The sequence below is a fragment of the Sphingobacterium sp. B16(2022) genome (assembly GCF_012030425.1).
Lineage (GTDB): Bacteria > Bacteroidota > Bacteroidia > Sphingobacteriales > Sphingobacteriaceae > Sphingobacterium > Sphingobacterium anhuiense.
The window spans coordinates 596,747-619,247 of record NZ_JAAUVN010000001.1; the positions used below are offsets into that span (position 1 = coordinate 596,747).

Annotated in this window: 19 protein-coding genes; 7 read left to right on the top strand and 12 right to left on the bottom strand. The window is 36.9% G+C overall.

What is annotated here, in order from left to right; all coding sequences use genetic code 11:
- Positions 1 to 10: 10 nt before the first annotated feature.
- The gene (gene aroB / locus HCX49_RS02720) at positions 11 to 1,075 is read left to right on the top strand and encodes a 3-dehydroquinate synthase (protein WP_132841607.1); all 1,065 of its coding nucleotides are present in this window, start codon (positions 11 to 13) and stop codon (positions 1,073 to 1,075) included.
- Positions 1,076 to 1,085: 10 nt separating this feature from the next.
- Positions 1,086 to 1,808, top strand: a complete 723-nt coding sequence (locus HCX49_RS02725) for a ThuA domain-containing protein (protein ID WP_168126034.1) — start codon at positions 1,086 to 1,088, stop codon at positions 1,806 to 1,808.
- Between the two features lie 35 nt (positions 1,809 to 1,843).
- Here HCX49_RS02725 and HCX49_RS02730 read toward each other — a convergent pair whose 3' ends face one another.
- The gene (locus tag HCX49_RS02730; RefSeq protein ID WP_132841610.1) at positions 1,844 to 3,742 is read right to left on the bottom strand and encodes a TonB-dependent receptor plug domain-containing protein; all 1,899 of its coding nucleotides are present in this window, start codon (positions 3,740 to 3,742) and stop codon (positions 1,844 to 1,846) included.
- 92 nt (positions 3,743 to 3,834) lie between these two features.
- The gene (locus HCX49_RS02735) at positions 3,835 to 4,773 is read right to left on the bottom strand and encodes a zinc dependent phospholipase C family protein (protein WP_132841612.1); all 939 of its coding nucleotides are present in this window, start codon (positions 4,771 to 4,773) and stop codon (positions 3,835 to 3,837) included.
- Between the two features lie 148 nt (positions 4,774 to 4,921).
- Here HCX49_RS02735 and HCX49_RS02740 point away from each other — a divergent pair, with 148 nt between their 5' ends.
- From HCX49_RS02740 to HCX49_RS02750, 3 genes are read left to right on the top strand one after another with little or no spacing between them, the layout of a single operon-like run.
- The gene (locus tag HCX49_RS02740) at positions 4,922 to 5,908 is read left to right on the top strand and encodes a glycosyltransferase family protein (protein ID WP_021188742.1); all 987 of its coding nucleotides are present in this window, start codon (positions 4,922 to 4,924) and stop codon (positions 5,906 to 5,908) included.
- 6 nt (positions 5,909 to 5,914) lie between these two features.
- Positions 5,915 to 6,622: an FKBP-type peptidyl-prolyl cis-trans isomerase gene (locus HCX49_RS02745; protein ID WP_132771371.1), complete on the top strand. Its 708-nt coding sequence runs from the start codon at positions 5,915 to 5,917 to the stop codon at positions 6,620 to 6,622.
- The gene (locus HCX49_RS02750) at positions 6,612 to 7,517 is read left to right on the top strand and encodes an aldo/keto reductase (protein WP_021188745.1); all 906 of its coding nucleotides are present in this window, start codon (positions 6,612 to 6,614) and stop codon (positions 7,515 to 7,517) included. Before HCX49_RS02745 ends, HCX49_RS02750 begins: the two co-directional genes overlap by 11 nt.
- A gap of 1 nt (position 7,518) precedes the next feature.
- Here HCX49_RS02750 and kdsB read toward each other — a convergent pair whose 3' ends face one another.
- The 7 genes from kdsB to hutH all read right to left on the bottom strand — a co-directional run bounded on the left by kdsB (position 7,519) and on the right by hutH (position 15,875).
- Positions 7,519 to 8,262: a 3-deoxy-manno-octulosonate cytidylyltransferase gene (kdsB, locus tag HCX49_RS02755; protein WP_168126035.1), complete on the bottom strand. Its 744-nt coding sequence runs from the start codon at positions 8,260 to 8,262 to the stop codon at positions 7,519 to 7,521.
- A gap of 68 nt (positions 8,263 to 8,330) precedes the next feature.
- Positions 8,331 to 8,945 (bottom strand): deoxynucleoside kinase, encoded by a 615-nt coding sequence (locus HCX49_RS02760; protein ID WP_021188747.1) that lies wholly within the window; start codon positions 8,943 to 8,945, stop codon positions 8,331 to 8,333.
- Between the two features lie 18 nt (positions 8,946 to 8,963).
- Positions 8,964 to 9,962 (bottom strand): tryptophan--tRNA ligase, encoded by a 999-nt coding sequence (trpS, locus tag HCX49_RS02765; RefSeq protein WP_132771374.1) that lies wholly within the window; start codon positions 9,960 to 9,962, stop codon positions 8,964 to 8,966.
- 114 nt (positions 9,963 to 10,076) lie between these two features.
- Positions 10,077 to 11,036 carry a formimidoylglutamase gene (gene hutG, locus HCX49_RS02770; protein ID WP_168126036.1) on the bottom strand — a complete coding sequence of 320 codons (960 nt, stop codon included), beginning with the start codon at positions 11,034 to 11,036 and terminating at the stop codon, positions 10,077 to 10,079.
- Complete coding sequence (locus tag HCX49_RS02775; protein WP_168126037.1) at positions 11,026 to 13,041, bottom strand: urocanate hydratase; 2,016 nt, start codon at positions 13,039 to 13,041, stop codon at positions 11,026 to 11,028. Before HCX49_RS02775 ends, hutG begins: the two co-directional genes overlap by 11 nt.
- Complete coding sequence (gene hutI, locus HCX49_RS02780; protein WP_168126038.1) at positions 13,038 to 14,291, bottom strand: imidazolonepropionase; 1,254 nt, start codon at positions 14,289 to 14,291, stop codon at positions 13,038 to 13,040. Before hutI ends, HCX49_RS02775 begins: the two co-directional genes overlap by 4 nt.
- A 3-nt stretch (positions 14,292 to 14,294) precedes the next feature.
- Positions 14,295 to 15,875 (bottom strand): histidine ammonia-lyase, encoded by a 1,581-nt coding sequence (hutH, locus tag HCX49_RS02785; protein ID WP_021188751.1) that lies wholly within the window; start codon positions 15,873 to 15,875, stop codon positions 14,295 to 14,297.
- A gap of 283 nt (positions 15,876 to 16,158) precedes the next feature.
- Between hutH and HCX49_RS02790 the strand changes: the two genes are divergently transcribed.
- Positions 16,159 to 17,067 carry a LysR family transcriptional regulator gene (locus HCX49_RS02790; RefSeq protein ID WP_132841621.1) on the top strand — a complete coding sequence of 303 codons (909 nt, stop codon included), beginning with the start codon at positions 16,159 to 16,161 and terminating at the stop codon, positions 17,065 to 17,067.
- 70 nt (positions 17,068 to 17,137) lie between these two features.
- Here HCX49_RS02790 and HCX49_RS02795 read toward each other — a convergent pair whose 3' ends face one another.
- A complete protein-coding gene (locus HCX49_RS02795) occupies positions 17,138 to 18,682 on the bottom strand; it encodes a SulP family inorganic anion transporter (protein WP_132841622.1) in 1,545 nt (514 codons plus the stop codon).
- A gap of 389 nt (positions 18,683 to 19,071) precedes the next feature.
- Between HCX49_RS02795 and metA the strand changes: the two genes are divergently transcribed.
- On the top strand, positions 19,072 to 20,016 hold the full coding sequence (metA, locus tag HCX49_RS02800; protein WP_132841624.1) for a homoserine O-succinyltransferase: 945 nt from the start codon (positions 19,072 to 19,074) through the stop codon (positions 20,014 to 20,016).
- A 130-nt stretch (positions 20,017 to 20,146) separates the two neighbouring features.
- On the opposite strand, the gene mazG is transcribed toward metA, so the two are convergent.
- Entirely contained in the window at positions 20,147 to 20,953 is an 807-nt protein-coding gene (gene mazG, locus HCX49_RS02805; RefSeq protein ID WP_132841626.1) for a nucleoside triphosphate pyrophosphohydrolase, read from the bottom strand.
- 54 nt (positions 20,954 to 21,007) lie between these two features.
- Positions 21,008 to 22,495 (bottom strand): PLP-dependent aminotransferase family protein, encoded by a 1,488-nt coding sequence (locus tag HCX49_RS02810; RefSeq protein ID WP_168126039.1) that lies wholly within the window; start codon positions 22,493 to 22,495, stop codon positions 21,008 to 21,010.
- Positions 22,496 to 22,501 lie beyond the last annotated feature (6 nt).

A 22,501-nucleotide genomic window follows, 5' to 3' on the forward strand; every position in this document is an offset into this window, starting at 1 on the left:
TCCATTAGAAATGCAATTTATAGAAAGTTTAGGCTATCAAGTAGTCTTTGATGACTCATTACAGTCTCTAAAAACCTTTATACAGGAACGAAATTACTCAAAGATTTTTGTCTTAGTTGATCGCAATACCAATGATAACTGTATGCCTGTTGTACAGCCAATTTTAGCTGAATTGGGAAACTACGATGTGATTGAGGTTGATCCTGGTGAAGAAAATAAGAATATTGATTTCTGTATCGGTGTATGGAAAACAATGCTTGACTTTGGGGCTGACAGACATAGTCTGTTGATTAACTTAGGTGGTGGTGTGGTCACGGATATGGGGGGATTTGCGGCTTCTACTTTTAAACGTGGTATTGACTTTATTCAGATTCCGACAACATTATTGTCTCAAGTGGATGCATCTGTAGGTGGTAAGACGGGAATAGATTTAGATAATTATAAAAATATAATCGGGACTTTTACGCAGCCACAGGCTGTCTTTATCGCTAGTGTGTTTTTGAAAACATTGGAAAGAAGACAGTTGGTTTCTGGTTTTGCGGAGGTTATCAAGCACGGATTAATTTTTGATGGGGCGTACTATAATAAGGTTAAAAATTTGGATGTTTCGGCTATAACGACCGAGCATGTGAGACATTCCGTTGGGGTTAAAAACACGGTCATAACCCAGGATCCAACAGAAAAGGGTTTACGGAAAATCTTAAATTTTGGGCATACTATTGGTCATGCAATAGAAGGTTATTCTTTACTTCATGATGAACATTCGTTGCTACATGGCGAGGCTATTGCTGTCGGTATGATTTGCGAAGGCTATCTGTCACATAAATTGAATGGTCTTTCATTAGAAGAATTAGAGGATTTAATAACAACGTTTAGAAAGAATTTTGCTGATTATCAATTTGATGATTCTATTGATCATGAATTGTTGAGTTTAATGAATAATGATAAGAAAAATCATTCTAATCAGATTGGTTTCGCTTTATTGAATAAAATTGGTTCTTGTGATTATGATATTTTTGTTACGGAAGACTTAATTATAGAAAGTTTAGATTTTTATCGTAATTTAATCGCATAAACCTAACAACATGATGTGCAGCATAATTAAAAGAGTATCATTTCTCTTCACTATTTTCTTTGTTACCCAATTGAGTGCGCAGGAAAGAATTTTGATTTTTTCAAAAACTACTGGATTTAGACATGAAAGTATAGAGCATGGGGTTGCTGTTTTAAAGCAATTGATATCTTCAAAAAATATGCTAGTAGATCATTCTGAGGACAGTCAATTGTTTACGGATTCTATTCTTTCGCGATATGATGCTTTAGTTTTTCTGAGTACAACGGGTGATATTTTTAATGAAAGTCAAAAAGCTGCTTTTGTCCGTTTTATTCAATCAGGTAAAGGTTTTTTAGGTATACATGCTGCAAGTGATACGGAATTTAACTGGTCTTGGTACGGACAACTTGTGGGGGGGTATTTTTCTTCACATCCGGCCGTTCAGGATGCTCAAATCCGGGTTGTAAACCAGAAGCATCTTGCGACAAAGCATTTACCAAAGATATGGTTTCACCGCGATGAATGGTATGATTTTAAATCGGTAAAGGAGGGGCTTCATATTTTGATGGATTTGGATGAAACAAGTTACAAAGGGGGAAAGATGGGGAAATTTCATCCAATTGCGTGGTATCAGGAATTTGATGGAGGCCGATCATTCTATACGGGATTAGGTCACACCTTAGAGGCTTTTGATGAGGAAAAATTTCAGACCCATGTTTTGGGAGGTCTCCGATATGTCCTGAAAAAGAAATAAAAATAGGTCAGTCTAGTTAGGCTGACCTATTTTTTTCAATAAGCAATTGTATATTTGGCACCTAAGGAATACCAGGTACCTGGCATGGGTACAGCTCCGGCCTCTATATATTTGACATTAAATAGATTTTGCGCGTCAACATAAAGATTTAACTTGTCGATTTGACGTGCTAAACGTACGTCTGAAATAAAGTACGATTTGTAAGATAAACGTTCGTTAAAACGATTGGCAGTGGTAAAACTCCAATCCCTGTGACTTATAGTAAAGTTTAGGTTTGCCTGATTTCTTAGGCTTTCAATAGTGTACTTTGATAAATTATTTTCTGTAGTATTATTTTTTATTCTGGGATTCAAATAGCTGTATCCGATAACAGCATAATACTTTGTAATGGAATTCTGAGGATTAATATTAATACGGAAATTGACGTTAAATCCCTGGACTTCATTATTGTCCATGTTTTGAGGCTGCCAAGGCTCAGTGTTCAGATTACGTGTCCAATCAATAAAATCATTAATTGTTCTATAAAAATACCCTGCCTGTGCAATAACATTTCCACTGGTATATTTTATAGCTCCTTCAACTTGTTTTGCTCTTTCGGCTTGAAGTGAAGAATTTCCAATGTTTGCAGGTCTCTGATTTAAGTAAAGATCTGTAAATGAGGGTATCCTTTGGCTCGATCCTGCATTAAAAATCAATTTCCAATGATTATTGATATCATATCCAAGATCTATTCCAGGGAAAACCTGCCAGTTGTAGTCACTATTATAATTGAGGTAGGTACCTACATTAATAAATAAATTTTTGATCATTTCAGTTTTAAATTCGACATAAGCACCATAATTCTCGCGGCTGTGCTTACCGATGTTTGAACTGTTGATATTTTCGAATCTGCTTTCAACTCCAAGGCCGAATGAGCCATAATTCTGTTCGTATGTGGCATTTAATTCGGCCATAAAGGCATTGTTGTAGTGCTGGCTTCTTGCTTTGCTCAGGTCATGTCTGAAATAACGGTAATCATCCTCGTTGTATCTGTTCGAAATTCTAGGAGATATCGTTAGTGCATTGGATAGTTTATGTTTGGACTGTATAGTTGCAAAAGCTGTTTTCACCAATTCGTAGGATTCTTTGTCTCCGGGGGCAGCATAATATCCGTTGGCTCCAAATTGATTGTCAATATACCCGAATGAGGTCGATATATTATTTAGAGAGTCGGGTGCATACGCTCCTTGGTAATAGATTTTATTGTTTTTTGAAGCTGTATTATAGCGTTGACCATTGGAATCTTCATGGCCTAAATACAGCTGCTGACTGAATTGTGCAATTTTATGGGTAAATCCCAATTGAAAACCCTTGCCGTAATATTTTCCGTTTTGTGTATCCTCACTGTTTTTAAAAGAAGTGCCGGTATACGCCTGTGCACTGATCAGATTTTCTGAGACTGTTTTTGTGACAATATTAATAGCCCCGGTTAGGCTGTTGATTCCATAAATACGGGATGCTGGTCCTTTAATGATCTCGATCCGTTCAATAGCGTCGGTAGGAATGGGAAGATTAAGGGAGTGATGGGCAGTTTGTGGATCTGATATTTTTGCTCCATTTAGTAGGATCAAGGTCTGTTCAAATGATCCGCCATCGATTGTGACGTCTGCCTGTGAACCGAAAGGACCTCTTTGGCGGATATCCACACCATTAATATAAGCTAAAAGTTCATTAACAGACTTTGCGGGAAGACGTTTAATATCTTCTTGCGTTATAATTTGAATGTTTCTGGTCTGCTTAGAGAATGGAATCTGTAGACGGTTCTGATTAATGATAACTTCATTTAAATTTGTAGTATCTTTTAAAGTTAACGTCTTATTATTAGTTACTTCTTGACTAAAAGCATAAGAATATCCAACTAAGGATAATGCTAATAGCGTTAAATTCTTACTCATTATGGCTCTTCTTAAAATTTACCGGACAAAAGTAGGTATGTATTGTTTAATTGCAGGGTGCCAGTTTTTAATAAGTATATAGTCCGGTTGTTTTATAGTTCTTCTCTGCCCATATTTTTTTTATTATTGATATCAAGGGGCTGGTCATCTATCGTTACTTTTTGTAGATTTTTGAGGTCTGGTTGTCCGGCCTCAACCCAAGCAGAATACCAGAATGACCCCACTTGTTGTATAGCACTAGCCATTCTTTTTTCAACCATGCCATTGAGGGCAGTATGATAGGCCCTGGCATATTCATCGGAATAGGTTCTGATCAGTAGATTATTTCGCTCTATAAAGGAATATTTTTGATGTTTTGAAAAAGATTTATCCAGTTGTTTTTCAAGTGCAAGTACTGAGTCAACAAGCAAGTTACTTTGTTTGACGATATTCCAGGAGGTATGCAATGGATCTTCAATAAATTTTGCTGGACCTTTTATAAATGAATACTCTTTGACAAACATTTCGGGTAAACGACTTTCCCAAAATGCATGTATTCCAATTTGGTTGGTTAATTGTCCGTTATAATTTTTGGTTGTATGTAAAGGAACATGAGCATCACCAATATAGTGCCCCAGGTCTGCAGAATGACGGATGATTTGTCTAATATCTTTGAATTTAAATGCTTTGACGAGTTTATGGTAGGAAAATGATATTTGCCAAGGGACAATTCCATTTAACAAGAGCTGTTTTTCCTGATATTTTTCTTTGGCTTTTGTCCAGTGAATGGGGATCGAGTCAATCGAGGGCTCGTTATAATCATCAATATCGATATAATGGCGGGGCGATTCAAGGCTATCTATATAGCATCTTTTATCTGCGTCTACGGCTTTTGAACTAATTAAGAGAATATTTTTCTTATAAAAGGAAGCTAATGTTGGAGGAAGGGTATAAACGGCATATTCATTAATTTTTTTATGTGCAAAAAATCCCCATGAGCTACATATTATAAATATAATAAATAAAGAGATTATAATTGATAATCCTTTCATGTTGAAACAATTGGTTAATAAATAGTAAGTTACAAAATATCCTTCGCATTTTTAAATGTATTCTTTGTTAAGAACAAAAAACGTAACCTAAATTTAACTTTATTGTCATGAAAAATTTTTATTTTGCCGATAAATAATCGCGAAGTTTATGAAAATACTTTATGCGGTACAAGGTACAGGTAATGGCCACCTCAGTCGAGCGATGGATGTTGTGCCTTGTTTACGTAATTTTGGAGAGGTTGATGTTTTGGTGAGTGGAATCCAAGCGGATTTAGTTTTACCGTTTGAAGTGAAATATCGCCTGCATGGTTTGAGTTTTATTTTTGGGAAATCAGGAGGGGTAGATCTCTGGAAGACATTTATGAGTTCTACTGTTCGTAAATTTACACAAGAAATCAAATCACTTCCCATAGATCAGTATGATCTTGTTATTAATGATTTTGAACCCATATCTGCCTGGTCTGCTCATATGAAGGATTTTCCCTGTATTGGTTTGAGTCATCAGATCGCTGCGTTAGATGCTTCCAGTCCCAAACCAGATGAGACGGATATGCTGGGTAAATTTATTATGAAGAATTATGCCCCCACGGCGCATGCTTACGGTTTTCATTTTAAAAGCTATAATAAGAATATTTACACTCCTGTCATTCGTAATTCCGTGCGCGAGCTGGATGTTCAGGATAAGGGGCACTATACTGTTTATTTACCGGCATATGATGATGCACATCTGTTGAAACATTTAATGAAATTTCCAGATATCAGTTGGCAGGTTTTCAGTAAGCATAATTCGCGGGCTTTTGATATGAAGAATGTGGCGATACGTCCTATTAACAATGATGCATTTATTGCTAGTATGGCAAGTTCTTCGGGAGTGCTATGTGGGGCTGGATTTGAAACCCCAGCGGAGGCATTGTTCCTTCAAAAGAAATTGTTGGTGGTTCCAATGAAAAATCAGTATGAGCAACATTTGAATGCTGCGGCACTGGAGGAGATGGGTGTACCCGTTATTTCGAGCTTAAAACAAAAAAATATGCTATCTATAGAGGCTTGGCTAAATAGTAAATCGCGAGTTGTTGTCGATTATAAAAACAATACTCAAGAAATTATTACTAATATTGTGTCAAAACATACTTAAAATTATATGAAATATATTGCTTTGGCATTATTGTCTTTGGCTACACTATCTGTAACGGCACAACAAAAAAAGAAAACTGTAAAGAAAACAACAGCTGTAAAACCATTATTAGCGACTAAAACAGACTCCGTGTCATATGCTTTTGGACGTGACATTGGTGGTACATTGAAAAATTTGGAGATTACGAATTGGAATAAAGAGTTAATCGGTAAAGCAATAGTTAGTGCTCTTGATGGTCAAAATTCTTTGATTGAAGAAGATCAATTGCGCATGGTTATCCAAAGCGCAGTTACCGAAGCGAGAGAAATAAAGGAGAAAGAAAATCTTGCTAAAGAGCAGGCTTTTTTTACAGAAAATGCTAAAAAAACAACTGTAAAAACTACGGAAGAGGGTTTGCAGTATGAAGTATTGGTAGAAGGCACTGGGGAAAAACCGACCCGAGAAAACGAAGTAACAGTACATTATACAGGAACTTTATTGGATGGAAAGAAATTTGATAGTTCATTAGATCGTAATGAACCTCTAAAAATGAAATTAGATCGCGTGATTGAAGGCTGGAAAATAGGTGTTCCTTTAATGTCTAAAGGAGCAAAATATCGTTTTTATGTACCAAGTAAATTAGGATATGGAAGTCAAAACATGGGTGTTATTCCTCCAAATAGCATTTTGATATTTGATATTGAGTTATTGGATTTCGTGAAGGATGCAGTATAATAAGTTAGGTAAATCAGCAATCGAGGTTTCCAGTATCGGCTTGGGGTGCATGTCTTTGAAAGGTAGTAAACACAAGCAGGGGGTTGAAATTATTCGTAAAGCTTTTGACAGCGGTATCAATTTTTTTGATACTGCTGACTTATATGAAAAAGGATTTAACGAGATGCTGGTAGGGGAAGCGGTACAGGACTTTAGAAAACGCATTGTTTTATCTACAAAAGTTGGAAATAGCTGGCGAGCCGATGGAAATGGATGGGATTGGAAAGCGTCAAAAAGTTATATCGTGAAAACTGTTGAGTCATCTTTGTCTCGATTAAAAACAGATTATATTGATCTTTACCAGCTGCATGGTGGTACCATTGAAGATCCTATTGATGAAATTATCGAAGCTTTCGATTTACTGGTTAGTGCGGGCAAAATTCGAACTTACGGTTTGTCTTCGATTCGTTCTAATGTTATTCGCGAGTACGTAGCAAAATCTAATATCAGTGCCGTTATGATGCAGTACAGTTTATTGGATAGACGTTTAGAGGAAGAAATGGGAGCTTATTTATTGCATCATCGTATTTCTGTTCTAGCAAGAGGTGCAGTAGCTAAAGGGATGTTGATCAATAAACAAGCTGAGAATTTTCTGCAATATAGCTCAAGTGAAGTACAGCATATCATTCGCAATCTACATGCATTTGCAAAAAAACACCATGTTAATAATCTGACTGTGGCACTTTCTTTTGTTCTTTCGAATGAGGCGGTTACTGCTGCTTTACTGGGTATAAATACACCCTTGCAATTAACGGAATTGATACAGATTAAAGAGCAAGTCCGTTCTTTAACAGGAGCAGAGAAAATAGAGTTACTAAGCGGTGTTCGTGCATTGTATTTTACAGAACACCGTTAATCTAGGATGTGAAGTACGTTTGTATAATACGTTCTAAATCTTCTTGTGTGTCTACAGCGATTGTTTCATGCTCTGTTTCTGCTGTTTGAATAGTGTATCCGTGCTCTATCCAGCGCAGTTGTTCAAGAGCTTCTGTTTCTTCTAAAATACTGATAGGCAACTGCGTTAACTCTTTTAAAACATCAGTTCTATAGCCATAGATTCCGATATGTTTAAAATAGCTATGTTTTGATAACCAATTCTTCTGTTCGATTCCTCTTAGATAGGGGATGGTCTGTCTTGAAAAATAGATTGCTTGTCCGGCAATATTGCGAACCACTTTTGGTATATTTACATTAAACAGTTCGTCTTCTGTATGGATTTTTTTGACGAGTGTGGCAATCTGTGTTTCTTCCTTATCGAAGCAGGATGCTAGCAACTCGATCTGTAACGGATTGATGAAGGGTTCATCACCCTGTATGTTGATGACGATATCAAATCCACTTACCTTGGCTATAACTTCTGCACAGCGGTCTGTTCCTGACTGATGCGAAGAGGCGGTCATGATGACATTTCCTGCGAAGCACTTTACATGTTCAGCTATTCTGTCATCATCTGTCGCAACGATTACTTCATGTAAACAGCTCGTATTTTTAACTTGCTCATAGACACGCTGAATCATGGATTTACCACCAATATCAACTAATGGTTTACCAGGAAATCTGGAAGAGGCATAGCGTGCTGGAATAATACCGATTACTTTCATTTTTTCAGTTTTAAAAGTAAAGCCAGTCTTGTATTAAAACTGGCCTTTCAATGATCTAAATTTTTTGATTAAAACAAACCAAATAATTGCGATTCAATTTTTTCAACGATAGTACCTAAATCTTCCGGGTTTTTCGTGAAATCTAAATTATCTTTATCAAGAACCATTAATTTACCATCCTTATAATTATCAATCCATTTATCGTATTTTTCATTCAATTTAGATAAATAATCCAATCGAATTCCGGATTCATAATCACGACCACGCACTTGAATATTATTAACAAGTGTTGGAACGGAAGCCTTCAAGTAAATTAATAGATCTGGAGGTTTGATATAATGGATGATACTCTGGAAAATATTGCTATAATTTTCAAAATCTCGCGCACTCATTAAGCCCATATCGTACAAGTTTTCGGCAAAGATGTATGCATCTTCATAAATTGTACGATCTTGGATCATATCAATATTTGTTTTTTGCAATTCAACAATTTGTCGAAAACGACTATTTAAGAAAAAGATCTGCAAATTGAATGACCAACGTTTCATATCAGCATAAAAATCCTCTAAATAAGGATTGTTATCTACCGCTTCAAATTGAGGTTCATATTTGAAATGATCCGCTAATAGTTTTGTTAAGGTTGTTTTTCCGGCACCAATATTTCCGACAATAGCAATATGCATATTTTTGGGTTTTAAATCTTAATAAAATCTTTTAATGCCAATGATTTCACGTACTTCTTTCAATGTTTTACGTGCTGATTCACTCGCTTTTTCAGCGCCTAATTTCGCTACTTTAGCAATATACGCATCATCATTTGAAATATCTTCAATGCGTGACCGTACAGGCTCTGTTGCAATGACCATATCTTCTGCTAACTGTTTTTTAAAATCACCGTAACGAATAGCGCAATTGTTATATAGATCGTTAAAATGTTCTAATGTATCGGGTGCTGACACAACTTTCATCAAATCAAAAAGATTTTGAACAGCTTCTGGTTTAGGTTGGTTCATTTCCGTTGGACCAGAGTCAGATACAGCACGCATTACTTTTTTACGAATTACATCTGCACTATCGGACAAGTAAATACAATCTGCCTCACCATTGGATTTGCCCATTTTTCCTTGTCCCGCTAAACCAGGGATTTTAACTAATTTATCTGAATAGGTAAAAGCAAATGCCTCTTTGAAATAATCGACATCATATAAACGATTAAAACGGTTACCAAATGTTCTGGTCATTTCTAAATGTTGCTCTTGATCTTTACCAACAGGAACTTTTGTGCCATGGTGAATTAAAATGTCGCAAGCCATCAAAACAGGGTATGTTAACAGTCCTGCATTCACATTATCAGGATTGCTGCGCACTTTATCTTTAAAAGCAGTAGCGCGCTCCAGCTCTCCCAGATATGCGTTCATATTCATATACAAATAAAGTTCTGCTACTTCTGGTACGTCAGACTGGACATATATCGTTGATTTTTCAGGGTCTATACCTGCAGCAAGATATTCAACAATCACTTGACGTACGGTGCTTTGCAGACCGTGAGGAGTTGGGTGCGTAGTTAAAGAGTGTAAATCGGCTATGAAGAAATAACAATTATATTCATTTTGCATTTTCACAAAATTGCTCAATGCGCCGTAATAGTTTCCTAAATGTAATTTTCCGGTACTTCTAATACCACTGACAACAGTTTCCATATTGCTTGCGAATTTACGGATAAATTCCCTAAATATAGTTCTAGGAATTTTTTCTTTTGCTTTTTTTTTGCGATTAAAAAATGGATTGCTAGCAATTAAATTATAGCAAAAGATTTAACGGTTAACAATATGAAAGAGTAGGTCCGCTGCTAATTTAGCAGTACGATTGTCAATATCGTACGCTGGATTAAATTCTGCGATATCCATACTTATTAATTTTTCTGAAGAAATGATTAGTTGAAAAATTTCTAAGAAAAAAGCATCAGGCTGGATTCCGTTATGGGCCAATGCACTAACTCCTGGTGCACAGCTTGCAGCAAAAACATCTAAATCGACGGTTAGGTAGAGGTAATCTATTCCTGCTATAAATGACTCAACTTGTTGGATAATTGCCTCGCTATTTGACTTGTGAAAATGTTGAGCTTCTATCCAGTTTATCTGATAATCTTTTACCGCATCAAATAAAGCTTGTGTATTGCTGATTTTTTGTATTCCGATAGGGAGGTAATTGATTTTTTCTTCTTGCTGTGCAATTTGGTAAAAACCTGTACCGGAAGTTGCAATTTCCTGTTCTGGTTTTCGGATATCAAAATGGGCGTCAAAATTAATGATCCCGAGTTTATTGCGGGAATACGACTTGAGTCCTAGATAATGACCAAAAGTAATTTCATGACCACCCCCTAATACCATTGGAAAGCCTCCGCGTTGCAGTATAAGTTGGATAAAATAGCCAAGAGATTCTTGCGCATTTTCCAGTTGATGGTCGGAACAATAAACGGTCCCGGCATCAACGAGTTTCGTTTTTTTATCTCGAAATACTGGCAGGTTTGACAATGCTTTTATTAAAACTTCTGGTCCTTTTGCCGCACCTGTTCTTCCTAGGTTTCTTCTAACACCTTCATCGCAAGCAAAACCCAGTATGACATAGCAACCCGTAAGATCCTGTTCATCATTAAGATCGATACATGTGATTACCTGATGCCAACGCAAATGTTCTTCGCTTGTCCCATCTATACGTCCTGTCCACATTTTTCGATCTGCCGGAGTATAATGCTTCTGGTTTTTAGTTTTCATAATCCTTGAAAATTTGGTTCATCGTGTCTGTATCAACAAGATTTGCTAGGGTTACTTTCAACATAGTAGTACGTTTTAATTCTACTTCTATAGCCTGTCTTGCGGTGTCATTTTGAGCCCATGCTCTGCGGGCAATACCATTATTAACATCGTAAAAGAGCATATTTTCTAGTTTTCTGTCTGCATCTTCGGAACCGTCAAGTAATAAGCCGAAACCACCGTTAATCACCTCGCCCCAACCAACTCCACCACCATTATGGATAGAAACCCAAGTAGCGCCTCTAAAGCTGTCACCGATTACATTGTGAATGGCCATATCGGCTGTGAATTTACTGCCGTCATAAATGTTACTTGTTTCCCGGTATGGTGAGTCTGTTCCACTTACATCATGATGATCTCTGCCCAAAATAATCGGCCCCTTTAGTTGACCATTTCTTACCGCAAGATTAAATGCTTTAGCAATTCGAATTCTACCAATTGCATCAGCATATAGAATCCGGGCCTGTGAACCGACAACCAGTTTATTTTGATCTGCTTGTTCAATCCACTTGATATTGTCAGCTAATTGCTGTTTAATCTCAGGGTATGCTGTCTTTTTTAATTCCTGAAGTACCTCAAGTGCGATATGGTCTGTTGTCTTTAAATCTTCTGGATCTGCTGTCGAACATACCCAGCGAAATGGACCAAATCCATAGTCAAAACACATGGGACCTAAAATATCCTGTACGTAAGATGGATATCGGAAGTCAATACCATTACTCGCCAATACAGCGGCTCCTGCGCGACTACTTTCAAGTAAGAATGCATTTCCATAATCGAAGAAATAAGTACCACGCGCGACATGGGCATTAATAGCGTCGACGTGACGGACTAAGGATGCCTGAACTTGTGCCTTAAATACATCGGGCTGTTCTGCCATTAGCTTATTTGATTGTTCAAAACTTAGTCCGATCGGGTAGTAACCTCCGGCCCAAGGGTTGTGTAATGAGGTTTGGTCAGATCCAACTGAAATATAAATATTAGCATCTAGGAATGCTTCCCATATTTCTATTATATTGCCTATGTAGGCTATGGCGATAATTTCTTTATTTTTAATAGCTTGTTGAACGCGTTCTATGAGATCGTCCATGTTCTCCATTAAGATGTCCACCCATCCTTGTTTATGCCGTTTGCGAGCAGCGGCAGGATTAACCTCTGCACATACCGTGATGCACCCTGCAATATTTCCCGCTTTAGGTTGTGCACCACTCATGCCTCCAAGACCTGATGTTAAAAAGACTTTTCCGTGGATTGTATCTTCTTTTGACAAATGTTTTCGGAAGGCATTCATAACTGTGATCGTGGTACCATGTACGATTCCCTGTGGTCCGATGTACATATATGAGCCTGCCGTCATTTGGCCATATTGTGTAACCCCCATTGCATTGAAACGTTCCCAGTCATCGGGTTTGGAATAATTGGGAATCATCATGCCGTTTGTAATGACAACCCTTGGAGCATCTTTTGAAGATGGGAATAACCCCATTGGATGGCCACTGTACATATGTAGGGTTTGTTCGTCATTCATTTGGGCCAAGTATTGCATTGTAATTAAATACTGTGCCCAGTTCTGAAAAACAGCTCCGTTTCCACCATAGGTAATGAGTTCGTGAGGATGTTGCGCTATTTGTGGATCTAGGTTATTTTGTATCATTAACATGATGCTACGCGCCTGTAGGCTATTTCCAGGATACGCTTCAATTGGTCTAGCATACATTTCGTAGGTAGGGCGGAAGCGGTACATGTAGATTCTGCCAAATAGCATCAATTCCTCTAAAAATTCTTTTCCAAGTTCTACATGCCACTGCACTGGAAAATAGCGTAATGCATTTTTAATGGCTAATTTTTTTTCATCTTCCAATAGAATATCCTTTCGCTTAGGAGCATGACTTATGTTTTTATCATAAGAAACTTTAGGTGGTAGACTAGTTGGTATTCCTTGTAGAATTTCTTCTTTAAATATCATGATTCTTTTCCTTTCGTATAGATATTAATTCCCTTTTTCCATACCTGATCAGGTTTTAGTGTTCCTTGCATGTATGTAATATTTTGATAATTATTCGTTTTGTAAATAGCAAAATCTGCAAGTTCACCTGGCTGTAGACGACCACGGTCCGTCAGATTTAAAGCTAATGCAGCCCTAAATGTTATTGCAGCGAATACTTCAGCATTGGATAATTTTTCTGTAGTAGCTAAAATCGTCGCTTGGGTCATTAATTGTCCCATTGGAGCAGATCCGGGATTCCAGTCAGTGGCAATGGCTAAGCTAGCGCCTTGATCAAGAAGTTTTCTGGCAGGGGTAAATGCACATCCAATTCCGATTGATGCACCTGGTAAGGCGACGGCAACGGTATTGCTATCGGCCAGAAGTTTAATTTCTGTTTCATGTGATGCCTCTAGGTGATCTGCACTAATTGCATTATACTGAACCGCAACTTTCGATCCTGATGTTGAAAATTGATCTGCATGTACCGTGATATCAAAACCCATTTTCTGCGCCTTAGTAAAGTAATTTTGAATATCGTCGGAAGAAAAGGCGCTTTGTTCGATAAAAGCATCAATTCTATTGGAAAGCTGCTCTTCTTTTAAAATAGGGAATAGTTCAGATGCTATTTCTTCAAGATAGTCTACTGCAGTGCCTTCATAGTCTTTGGGCTTCATATGTGCTGCTAAGCAAGTTGGAATGAGATCAACGGCTATGGATTCTTGTGCTCTTTTTATAGCTCGCAGTATTTTTAACTCTTCTTTAACTGATAAACCATAGCCACTTTTCACTTCAATGGTGGTAATACCTTGTTTTATAAGTGCCTTTGAACAGTTGATAATATTTGTGATTAGTTCAGCTTCACTTGCATTTCGGGTATGTTGTACTGTGCTCCAGATACCTCCACCAGCTTTTGCAATTTCGAGGTAACTGGCACCGGCATTACGCAGGGCAAAATCATTAGCTCGATTTCCTGCAAAAGCAATATGTGTGTGACAATCGATATAGCCGGGAACGCAAACAGTCTCCTCTTCTATGATTACTAAAGTTGCATCATGAGCATGATTCTCCCTTAAACCATCGTAATTACCAATAGCTGCTATTTTTCCATTTTCCGTTAGTATACCAGCCTGTTCTTTAATTACGAGTTGCTGATCTGAAAGCGCTCCTTTAACCGGAACATTTGTCAATGATAACAATTGTGAGAAAGGACCTATTAATTTTTTACCCATAGTTTAATAGTTGTTGAAATATTCCTGATGAACACCGTGATAAGGTATACCTTGCTTATGTGCAATTTGTTTTGCTTCTGTAATCAAAGTTCCTGAAGAAATGAGCTGTTGAGCAGCTTGAAGTATCTCTTCCATAATTTGATCTTCTTTGATATGTGGAATCGATTTTCTGATCTTTTGGTGTACAGCCTCAATGATAGGTGTTGACTGTAGCGGTCTGTGAAAATCAAAAGCCTGGGCCGCACAAATAAGTTCTATACTTAATATTTTACTAACATTATTGATGACCTGCAATAATTTTCGGGCACCGATGGATCCCATACTCACATGATCTTCCTGACCTAAAGAAGTAGGTATGCTATCTGCACTGGATGGAAAACAAAGTCCTTTATTTTCACTTGCTAATGCTGCTGTACTATATTGTAAGATCATAAATCCAGAGTTCAGGCCTGTTTCTTTGAGGAGTAGTTTTGGTACATTGGGCGTATCGCCTTCTAGTGACAGATATACACGTCTATCGGAAACATTTCCAATTTCTGATATCGCCAATGTTGCATAATCAATAGGAAGTGCAATTGGCTGTCCATGGAAACTACCGCCACTAATGGTTAGTTCGCTGTCGATGATGATCGGATTATCGGTTACGGCATTAATTTCAACTTCTATGGTTTCTTTTAAATGAAGCCATGCATTGCGAGAAGCTCCATGTATTTGTGGAATGCAGCGTAAAGAATATGGATCTTGAACACGAGAACAGTTTTTATGTGATGTAACAATTTCTGAGGTTTCTAATAAGTTGAAGATCGTACTTGCTACATATTTATTTCCTTTGTATGGTCTCAGTTCATGCAATTGTGGAAAGAAAGGTTTAATGGATCCATTTAGCCCTTCAATCATCAAGGTGGCAACCAAATCTGCATTATCCAAGAGATTTTGCATTTCCACGACCGCTTTTACGGCATGAGCTGCCATAAACTGGGTTCCGTTAATGAGTGCTAATCCTTCTTTGGCTCCTAACGTAATCGGGCTGGTGTCAAATCGTGTTAATATTTGAGCTGTCGGAAGAATTTCACCTTTATACCAGACTTTTCCTAATCCTATTAAAGGTAAAAATAAGTGCGAAAGAGGGGCTAGGTCTCCAGAGGCACCCACTGATCCTTGTTTGGGAACCACTGGAACGATATCCTGATCAATAAACCATAGAATGCGCTCTAACGTGCTTAGTTGAATACCTGAATATCCTTTTGCTAAGGCATGCGCTTTTAAAATCAACATTAATTTAGACAATTGCTGATCGATGGGCTCTCCTATACCTACCGCATGGCTTTTTAGGATATTTTCTTGTAGTTTTTTAGTATCTGCAGGATTTATCAGCGTAGTACAAAGTGGACCAAAACCTGTGTTTATACCATATACTATTTTACCGGAATCAACAATTTCTTGAACATATTGTGCACTTTGAACAACTTTTTTTACTGTTTGTTCAGTTAATTGACCTTTAATATTTCCATTCGCTATCTGGATTGCTAGCGAGCTGGTCATGGTATCTTCGCCGTACTGAAATTTTTTAGTTTTATTTACCATTAGAATAAATTATTATGTTGATTAAGGATCGTCAAAATCTGTCTATCCTTTCCATTTGATTTATACGTTGCTTTTTAAGAGAAAATGACCATTATTACACTTTTGCATTTTGAACTATTTATACATGAATCGTACTTAATTATTTAGAAAAAGTTGCCTGTGTATTGGTTTTGTTTCCTAAACGTTCTATCGTGCTTATAGCTGTTAATCTCATTCCGTTATTTCAAATTTAACTCCTATATTTAATAATTATAAATACCAATTTTGGCAAGTATTGATTACTATGAGTTATCAAATAGAATTAAGGCATCTGTATTATTTTAAAGTTTTGGCAGAGGAGTTACATTTTAGAAAAGCGGCAGAAAGGCTTTATATTTCTCAACCTGGCTTATCTCGTCAGATTAAACAGATGGAAGATATTTATAGAGCAACTTTATTTGATAGAGGGAAACGGTATGTTCGACTTACAGCCGCAGGCTTTTACCTAAAAAAGGAGGTTGATATTTTATTTAATCAAATGGATAAAATAGCTCGTGAGCTTCGTATTATGGGATCAGACGATATCACTGAACTTCGTCTTGGGTTTATCGGTTCAGCAGTACAATCTATTCTTGCTAAAGTACTGGTTCGATTAAAACAAGATTTTCCTGCAGTTGAGGTAGACTTACAGGAGCTTTCTAATGAGATGCAGATTACGAAGGTGTTGAAGGAAGAACTTGATTTTGGACTCGTGCGTTTGGATAATTTTCCAAATGGGATTCGTCATATCGCAATCATCAAAGAACACTTTTCGTTGGTCATTCCTCACGATTATCCCATTCAGACGGCAAATTTTAAAACGTTAAATGATTTTAAAAATGAACCGTTTATTCTGTTTTCCAAAGATTATAGCCATTCTTATTATGATCTGGTGATGAGTATTTTTAGAGATGCTTCATTTGAACCGCATGTTGCTTTGCGGACGGTAAATGCTTTGACAATTTTCAATCTTGTAGAGCAGGGTTTGGGTATTGCAATTGTACCGGCATCTTTAAAAAAAGGATATACTTCTAAAGTAAATTTTATTGATTTAAACCATATTGAACAGCGAACCACTTTATCATTAATCTATAATGCAAATGTAAATCATGCAGGAATTGATCTGTTTTTAAATGTTATTCAGAAGGAATTGAATTTATCGGATGAAGATTAAACTATAAAAGTCCATACTAAATCAGTATGGACTTTTATAGTTTAATCGTGTATGGCTATTCAGCGGTGTTTTAATGAGCACTACCAACTAATACATATCCGAAGAATTCTCTAAACGAGTCGGGGTTGTCCACTGTTCCTCGTTCGGAAATAAGTTTTATGTTGATATTGTTGTTTTTTGCTTTTACTTTAAATTCATCTAAATACTCAATGATATCGTAATCTAATATTTTGGTTTTGCGCACGTCTAATTCTAAGTAAGAACCAGGCTGTAATCCATCTAATTCTTTTACGATCGCTCCTCTATTGACAAAAGTTACCTCTTCTGCAAAATTCATATGAAAAACGTTTCCTTCCTTGACCAGCATAACATGGGAATTATTATAGGATTTGATAAGTGACACAACTACTGCTACAACTAAACCGACAATAATACCTTTAAGGAGATCTGTAGTGAGTATACCAACTACTGTGACTACAAATGGAATTAATTGATCTTTTCCTAATTTTTTCATGTCCAAGAATTGTTTTGGGTTGCCTAATTTGTAACCGATAACCAATAGGATTGCTGCTAAAACTGCATTAGGGATTAAATTAAGGAATGCAGGAATGGAGATGACACTGAGTACAAGCAAGAGACCATGAACAATAGTTGATAGTTTTGACACTCCGCCACTCATCGCATTAGCTGATGAGCGAACGATAACTTGTGTAATAGGAAGCCCACCTATTAAACCTGAAAATGAATTACCTATTCCTTGTGCTATTAGCTCTCTGTTGGTTGGTGTCTGACGTTTTAGTGGATCTAATTTATCGGTAGCTTCTACCGATAATAAGGATTCTAAAGAGGCTACAATGGCGATGGTAAATGCAATTTGCCATACCATTGGATTTGCTATTCCATTTGCGAAATCGGGTAGTGTAAATTGTCCCAGGAAGTCGGTTACTGTTTCAGGTACAGGCACTTTGACCAGGAGGTCCTGATCAATAGAAAATACTTCATGGTTTGTATCTCCAATCGTGATCTGGTAAATAATACCAACAATTACAGCAATAAGGGAGCCTGGTAACAATTTGAAGAAGTTGGATTTTTTACCAAGAAAATTATCCCATATAATAAGTATGGCTAAGGAAATAATTGTCATGATTATAGCTCCGGTAGTAATATAAGATGCATCAAAATTTTTGAACGAAAATTTCTCTGTGTATCCGAATGCCAACGGAATCTGTTTTAGGAAAATGGATATACCGATAGCGCATAACATACCCTTAATAACGGATGAAGGGAAGTAATATCCAATTACGCCTGCTTTTAATAATCCGAGAACAATCTGTATTAAACCGGCTATAACCACTGCGACTAAAAAGATATTGTATGCCCCTAGGTCTGTGATAGCGGTATAGACGATGACCACTAGGCCTGCCGCTGGTCCTGATACTCCTATGGTAGATTTTGATAGCAGTCCTACAAGGATACCGCCTATAATTCCCGCGATAATTCCGGAAAAAACAGGCGCCCCACTCGCCAGAGCGACTCCTAAACAGAGTGGTAGAGCAACAAAAAACACGACAATACTCGCCGGGATATCTTTTTTCCAATTTTGTAATAGGTTCATAATCAAGAGTGTTTAATCTGTTCTTATCATACAACTATCGTTCCTGAAAAAGGTTTTAAAAAGCAATAAAATTTATGTCGGAAGGTATTATGATCTATAAAGAGTGGGGGGCAGATTTTCATTCCTGTGTCAAGTTTTTTTTTCTGGTAGATGTGTTTTTAATATTCGATGGTAGCTCTTAAATCGCCTAAAGAGTTGTGTTTTATCGTAATATTAGTGGTTTTAAGTGTTTTTGAGCAATGGAAATCATAATTTTAAGGATGTATCGGTCTGTTTTAAAATCAGTTCTAATTCTATTTATTATAGCTATTATCAACGATGGGTGAGATAACTCATTTAAATTTTTTTATCTTTATGCCCAAACTAAACCAAGGTGAGGGAGGAAGCATATGCCAGTCAAAATACCAGATAATTTGCCAGCTATTGAGCTATTAAAAAAAGAAAATATTTTTGTGATGAGTGATCTTAGAGCCAACGAACAGGATATCCGTCCGATGAAGGTTCTAATTTTGAATTTAATGCCTTTGAAAATTACAACAGAGACTGATTTTATCCGGTTGCTGTCTAATAATCCTTTGCAAGTAGAAGTGGAGTTTTTGAGATTAGATACTCACATGTCTAAAAACACACCTCAAGAACACTTGGAAATGTTCTATAAATCGTTTTCTGCAGTGGAAGATCAGTACTATGATGGGATGATCATTACAGGTGCTCCAGTAGAGATGATGCCATTTGAAGAGGTTAACTACTGGGATGAAGTGACTCGTATTTTTGATTGGGCAAAAAAGCACGTGACGTCTACACTTTATATTTGTTGGGCATCGCAAGCGGCACTTTATCATTTTTACGGCGTTGAAAAAACACCATTAGCGGAGAAACTGTTTGGAGTATACAAACATACTACTTTAGATAAAGCTAATCCTCTATTTAGAGGTTTTGATGATGAGTATTTTATCCCGCACAGTAGACATACGACAATTTTAAAATCTGAAATTGAAGATAAACCAGAAATTGAGCTTTTGTCTGAATCTCCTGAAGCAGGTCTTGCGATACTATCATCACGAGGTGGACGTGAATTTTATTTAACTGGTCATTCAGAATATGCTCCACTTACTTTACATACTGAATATATGCGTGATGTGGAGAAAGGATTAGAAATTGAGGTGCCAGATAATTATTATTTAAATAATGATCCAGCACAGTCACCATTAGTAAGGTGGTCTGGTCATGCGAATTTGCTATTTAATAACTGGTTGAATTACTATGTTTATCAAGAGACTCCTTTTGATTTAAATGAACTTGAATCTTTGGAAGAAATTAAGAGACAAAATTAATATTAGCTTTTAAGCTATCATGAGCAAGCTCGATCTTGTACTGTATAATAGTGCGGTACAAGATCGAGCTTTAATTTCTTTGTAGCAGGATGTTTGGGATCTGTTATGAAAAATAAACTTCTATTTATAATTAGCTTAATTTTTTAGCTTCATTCCAATAAATATCCATTTCTTCCAGTGTCATGTCTTGGAGATTTTGTCCATTTTGATTAGCTCTTTGCTCAAGGTAGGTGAAGCGGCTAATGAATTTTTTATTGGTTCGTTCCAGTGCATTTTCAGGATTGATGCCAATGTGACGTGCATAATTGATTAATGAAAAAAGCAAATCACCAAATTCGGCCTCAGCCTTATTTAAATCTGACTCTTCGGGTTTATTAATGTCATATTCAGCTTTGAACTCCGCTAGTTCTTCTTCTACTTTTGCCCATACTTCTTTTTTATCTTCCCAATCAAACCCTACACCACGTACCTTATCCTGTATACGATAGGCTTTAACTAAAGCAGGCAGACCTTTAGGTACGCCGGATAAAACAGATTTGTTTCCTTCTTTTAATTTGAGGGTCTCCCAATTCTGTTTAACCTGTTCTTCATTTTCTACATCAATATCGCCATAGACATGGGGGTGACGGCTGATTAATTTATCGCAAATGCTATTGAGTACATCTACTATCGTAAAACGGTTTTCCTCTTCTGCTATACGTGCATAAAAGACCAGGTGCATCATAACATCTCCTAGTTCTTTTTTGATTTCGGGGTAATCTTCATCTAAGATAGCGTCTGTAAGTTCATACAACTCTTCGATGGTTAGATGACGTAAGGACTGCATGGTCTGTTTCTTATCCCACGGGCAAGCTACCCGAAGTGTATATAAAACATCCAATAAACGTTGAAAAGCCGTAGCAGGAGTAGACTCAATTGCAGGAATGGGGTGACTCATATTGAAAAATTTAGATCAAAATTAGGGATTTAATGACAATAAAATAGCATGCTTCTATTTTATTGTCATTAATGAGTCTCGAAGAATGGTCACACTATTTTCCATTTCCGATTCCGTAAGATTGCCGAAACCAATTCGGATTGCGGTCATATCTTTAGCTTGATATAAGAGTGTTTTTGGAAGAAATAGATTTGCTTTTGCGCATTGCTTCTGTAAATGAATTAAGTTGATATCTTTTTTCCAGTTGGTCCAAAGAGCAAGACCGCCGGCAGGAATATCGAAGTCGACATATTCATGTAATTCACGGGCGAGTAAATAACTCATATAATTGCGTCTTTCTTTATACAGTTTGACTGATTTTTTTAAATAGCGATGTATTTCACCTTCTTCAATTAGATCACTTAATACTTGCTCCATGACAAAGTCTCCTTGATGATCCATGATATTTAATAACTTTTGTAATTCTTTGATTAGGTTTTCAGGTGCGACGATAAAACCTGTACGGAAACCAGGCGCTAATGATTTACCAAAGCTTCCTGTATAAATAACCATCCCATCATAATCCACAGTTGCCATAGGGAGAAGGGGGGCATCATCATAATGGAAGTCATAATCGTAATCGTCCTCAATGATAGCAAAACCATATTTTGAAGCGAGTGCTAATACGATCGTTCTTCTTTGCTGACTAAGTGTCACTGTCGTGGGATAGTGATGATGCGGTGTCAGATAAAGCAATCTGATCTTTTGTGTAAGACAGATCTGTTCAAGAGATTCGACAACAATTCCTTCATGATCTACTGGAATGGATTTAATTCTAGCCCCGGCCTGTTGGAAGATCATGTTTATTGCAAAATAACTTGGTTGTCCTACAATGACTAAATCGTTTGCCTGTAGTAAAGTTTGAGCAATGATATAGGTACTCATCTCAACAGACCGTGTGATCAATAGATTTTTAGGTTGGATATGCAGACCTCTACTTTGATTTAAAAAATTGCACAACTGTTCTCGAAATGTGGCTGGTCTCTTTTGATCTGAATATCCTAGGTATTTAGTGTTCTTTTTTCGTTTTAAATTTGCGGTATAAAACTTAGAAAGCTGTTGCAAAGGAGATAGTCTACTATCAGGAATGCCGTCATCAAATTTTAAGATACATTTAGAGGTTTCAAAAGGATTTTCTAATATGGTACTTTTTTCAAAATCATAACCAGTTTGGTCTGCATACTGATTCTGGATTATTGTTTGCGAAAATTCACTATTTTTCCTTGCTTTGGACGTATTTCGAAGTACAAATGATCCTACATTTGGTTTGGTTTCAATCCAACCCTGTGATTCGAGCTCCTGTAATGCAGCAACTACTGTATTGCGATGTATAGATAGTGTTTGCGCCAGCTGCCTACTTCCGGGCAGTTTTGTTCCGATAGGTATAAAACCACGCTGAATGGCCTGAATGACTTGTTGTGCCAGTTGTACATAAATGGAGGTTTCATCCAGTCTATTCAGGCTGATAAAGCTGTTGAAAGGAATTTGACCCGGACTATTCATATGTTG

What these genes read in the sequence shown, in the direction of transcription:
- aroB (WP_132841607.1), top strand. Translation starts at nt 11, where the DNA reads ATGCAATTTATAGAAAGTTTAGGCTATCAAGTAGTCTTTGATGACTCA.
- HCX49_RS02725 (WP_168126034.1), top strand. Translation starts at nt 1,086, where the DNA reads ATGATGTGCAGCATAATTAAAAGAGTATCATTTCTCTTCACTATTTTC.
- HCX49_RS02730 (WP_132841610.1), bottom strand. Translation starts at nt 3,742, where the DNA reads ATGAGTAAGAATTTAACGCTATTAGCATTATCCTTAGTTGGATATTCT.
- HCX49_RS02735 (WP_132841612.1), bottom strand. Translation starts at nt 4,773, where the DNA reads ATGAAAGGATTATCAATTATAATCTCTTTATTTATTATATTTATAATA.
- HCX49_RS02740 (WP_021188742.1), top strand. Translation starts at nt 4,922, where the DNA reads ATGAAAATACTTTATGCGGTACAAGGTACAGGTAATGGCCACCTCAGT.
- HCX49_RS02745 (WP_132771371.1), top strand. Translation starts at nt 5,915, where the DNA reads ATGAAATATATTGCTTTGGCATTATTGTCTTTGGCTACACTATCTGTA.
- HCX49_RS02750 (WP_021188745.1), top strand. Translation starts at nt 6,612, where the DNA reads ATGCAGTATAATAAGTTAGGTAAATCAGCAATCGAGGTTTCCAGTATC.
- kdsB (WP_168126035.1), bottom strand. Translation starts at nt 8,262, where the DNA reads ATGAAAGTAATCGGTATTATTCCAGCACGCTATGCCTCTTCCAGATTT.
- HCX49_RS02760 (WP_021188747.1), bottom strand. Translation starts at nt 8,945, where the DNA reads ATGCATATTGCTATTGTCGGAAATATTGGTGCCGGAAAAACAACCTTA.
- trpS (WP_132771374.1), bottom strand. Translation starts at nt 9,962, where the DNA reads ATGGAAACTGTTGTCAGTGGTATTAGAAGTACCGGAAAATTACATTTA.
- hutG (WP_168126036.1), bottom strand. Translation starts at nt 11,036, where the DNA reads ATGAAAACTAAAAACCAGAAGCATTATACTCCGGCAGATCGAAAAATG.
- HCX49_RS02775 (WP_168126037.1), bottom strand. Translation starts at nt 13,041, where the DNA reads ATGATATTTAAAGAAGAAATTCTACAAGGAATACCAACTAGTCTACCA.
- hutI (WP_168126038.1), bottom strand. Translation starts at nt 14,291, where the DNA reads ATGGGTAAAAAATTAATAGGTCCTTTCTCACAATTGTTATCATTGACA.
- hutH (WP_021188751.1), bottom strand. Translation starts at nt 15,875, where the DNA reads ATGGTAAATAAAACTAAAAAATTTCAGTACGGCGAAGATACCATGACC.
- HCX49_RS02790 (WP_132841621.1), top strand. Translation starts at nt 16,159, where the DNA reads ATGAGTTATCAAATAGAATTAAGGCATCTGTATTATTTTAAAGTTTTG.
- HCX49_RS02795 (WP_132841622.1), bottom strand. Translation starts at nt 18,682, where the DNA reads ATGAACCTATTACAAAATTGGAAAAAAGATATCCCGGCGAGTATTGTC.
- metA (WP_132841624.1), top strand. Translation starts at nt 19,072, where the DNA reads ATGCCAGTCAAAATACCAGATAATTTGCCAGCTATTGAGCTATTAAAA.
- mazG (WP_132841626.1), bottom strand. Translation starts at nt 20,953, where the DNA reads ATGAGTCACCCCATTCCTGCAATTGAGTCTACTCCTGCTACGGCTTTT.
- HCX49_RS02810 (WP_168126039.1), bottom strand. Translation starts at nt 22,495, where the DNA reads ATGAATAGTCCGGGTCAAATTCCTTTCAACAGCTTTATCAGCCTGAAT.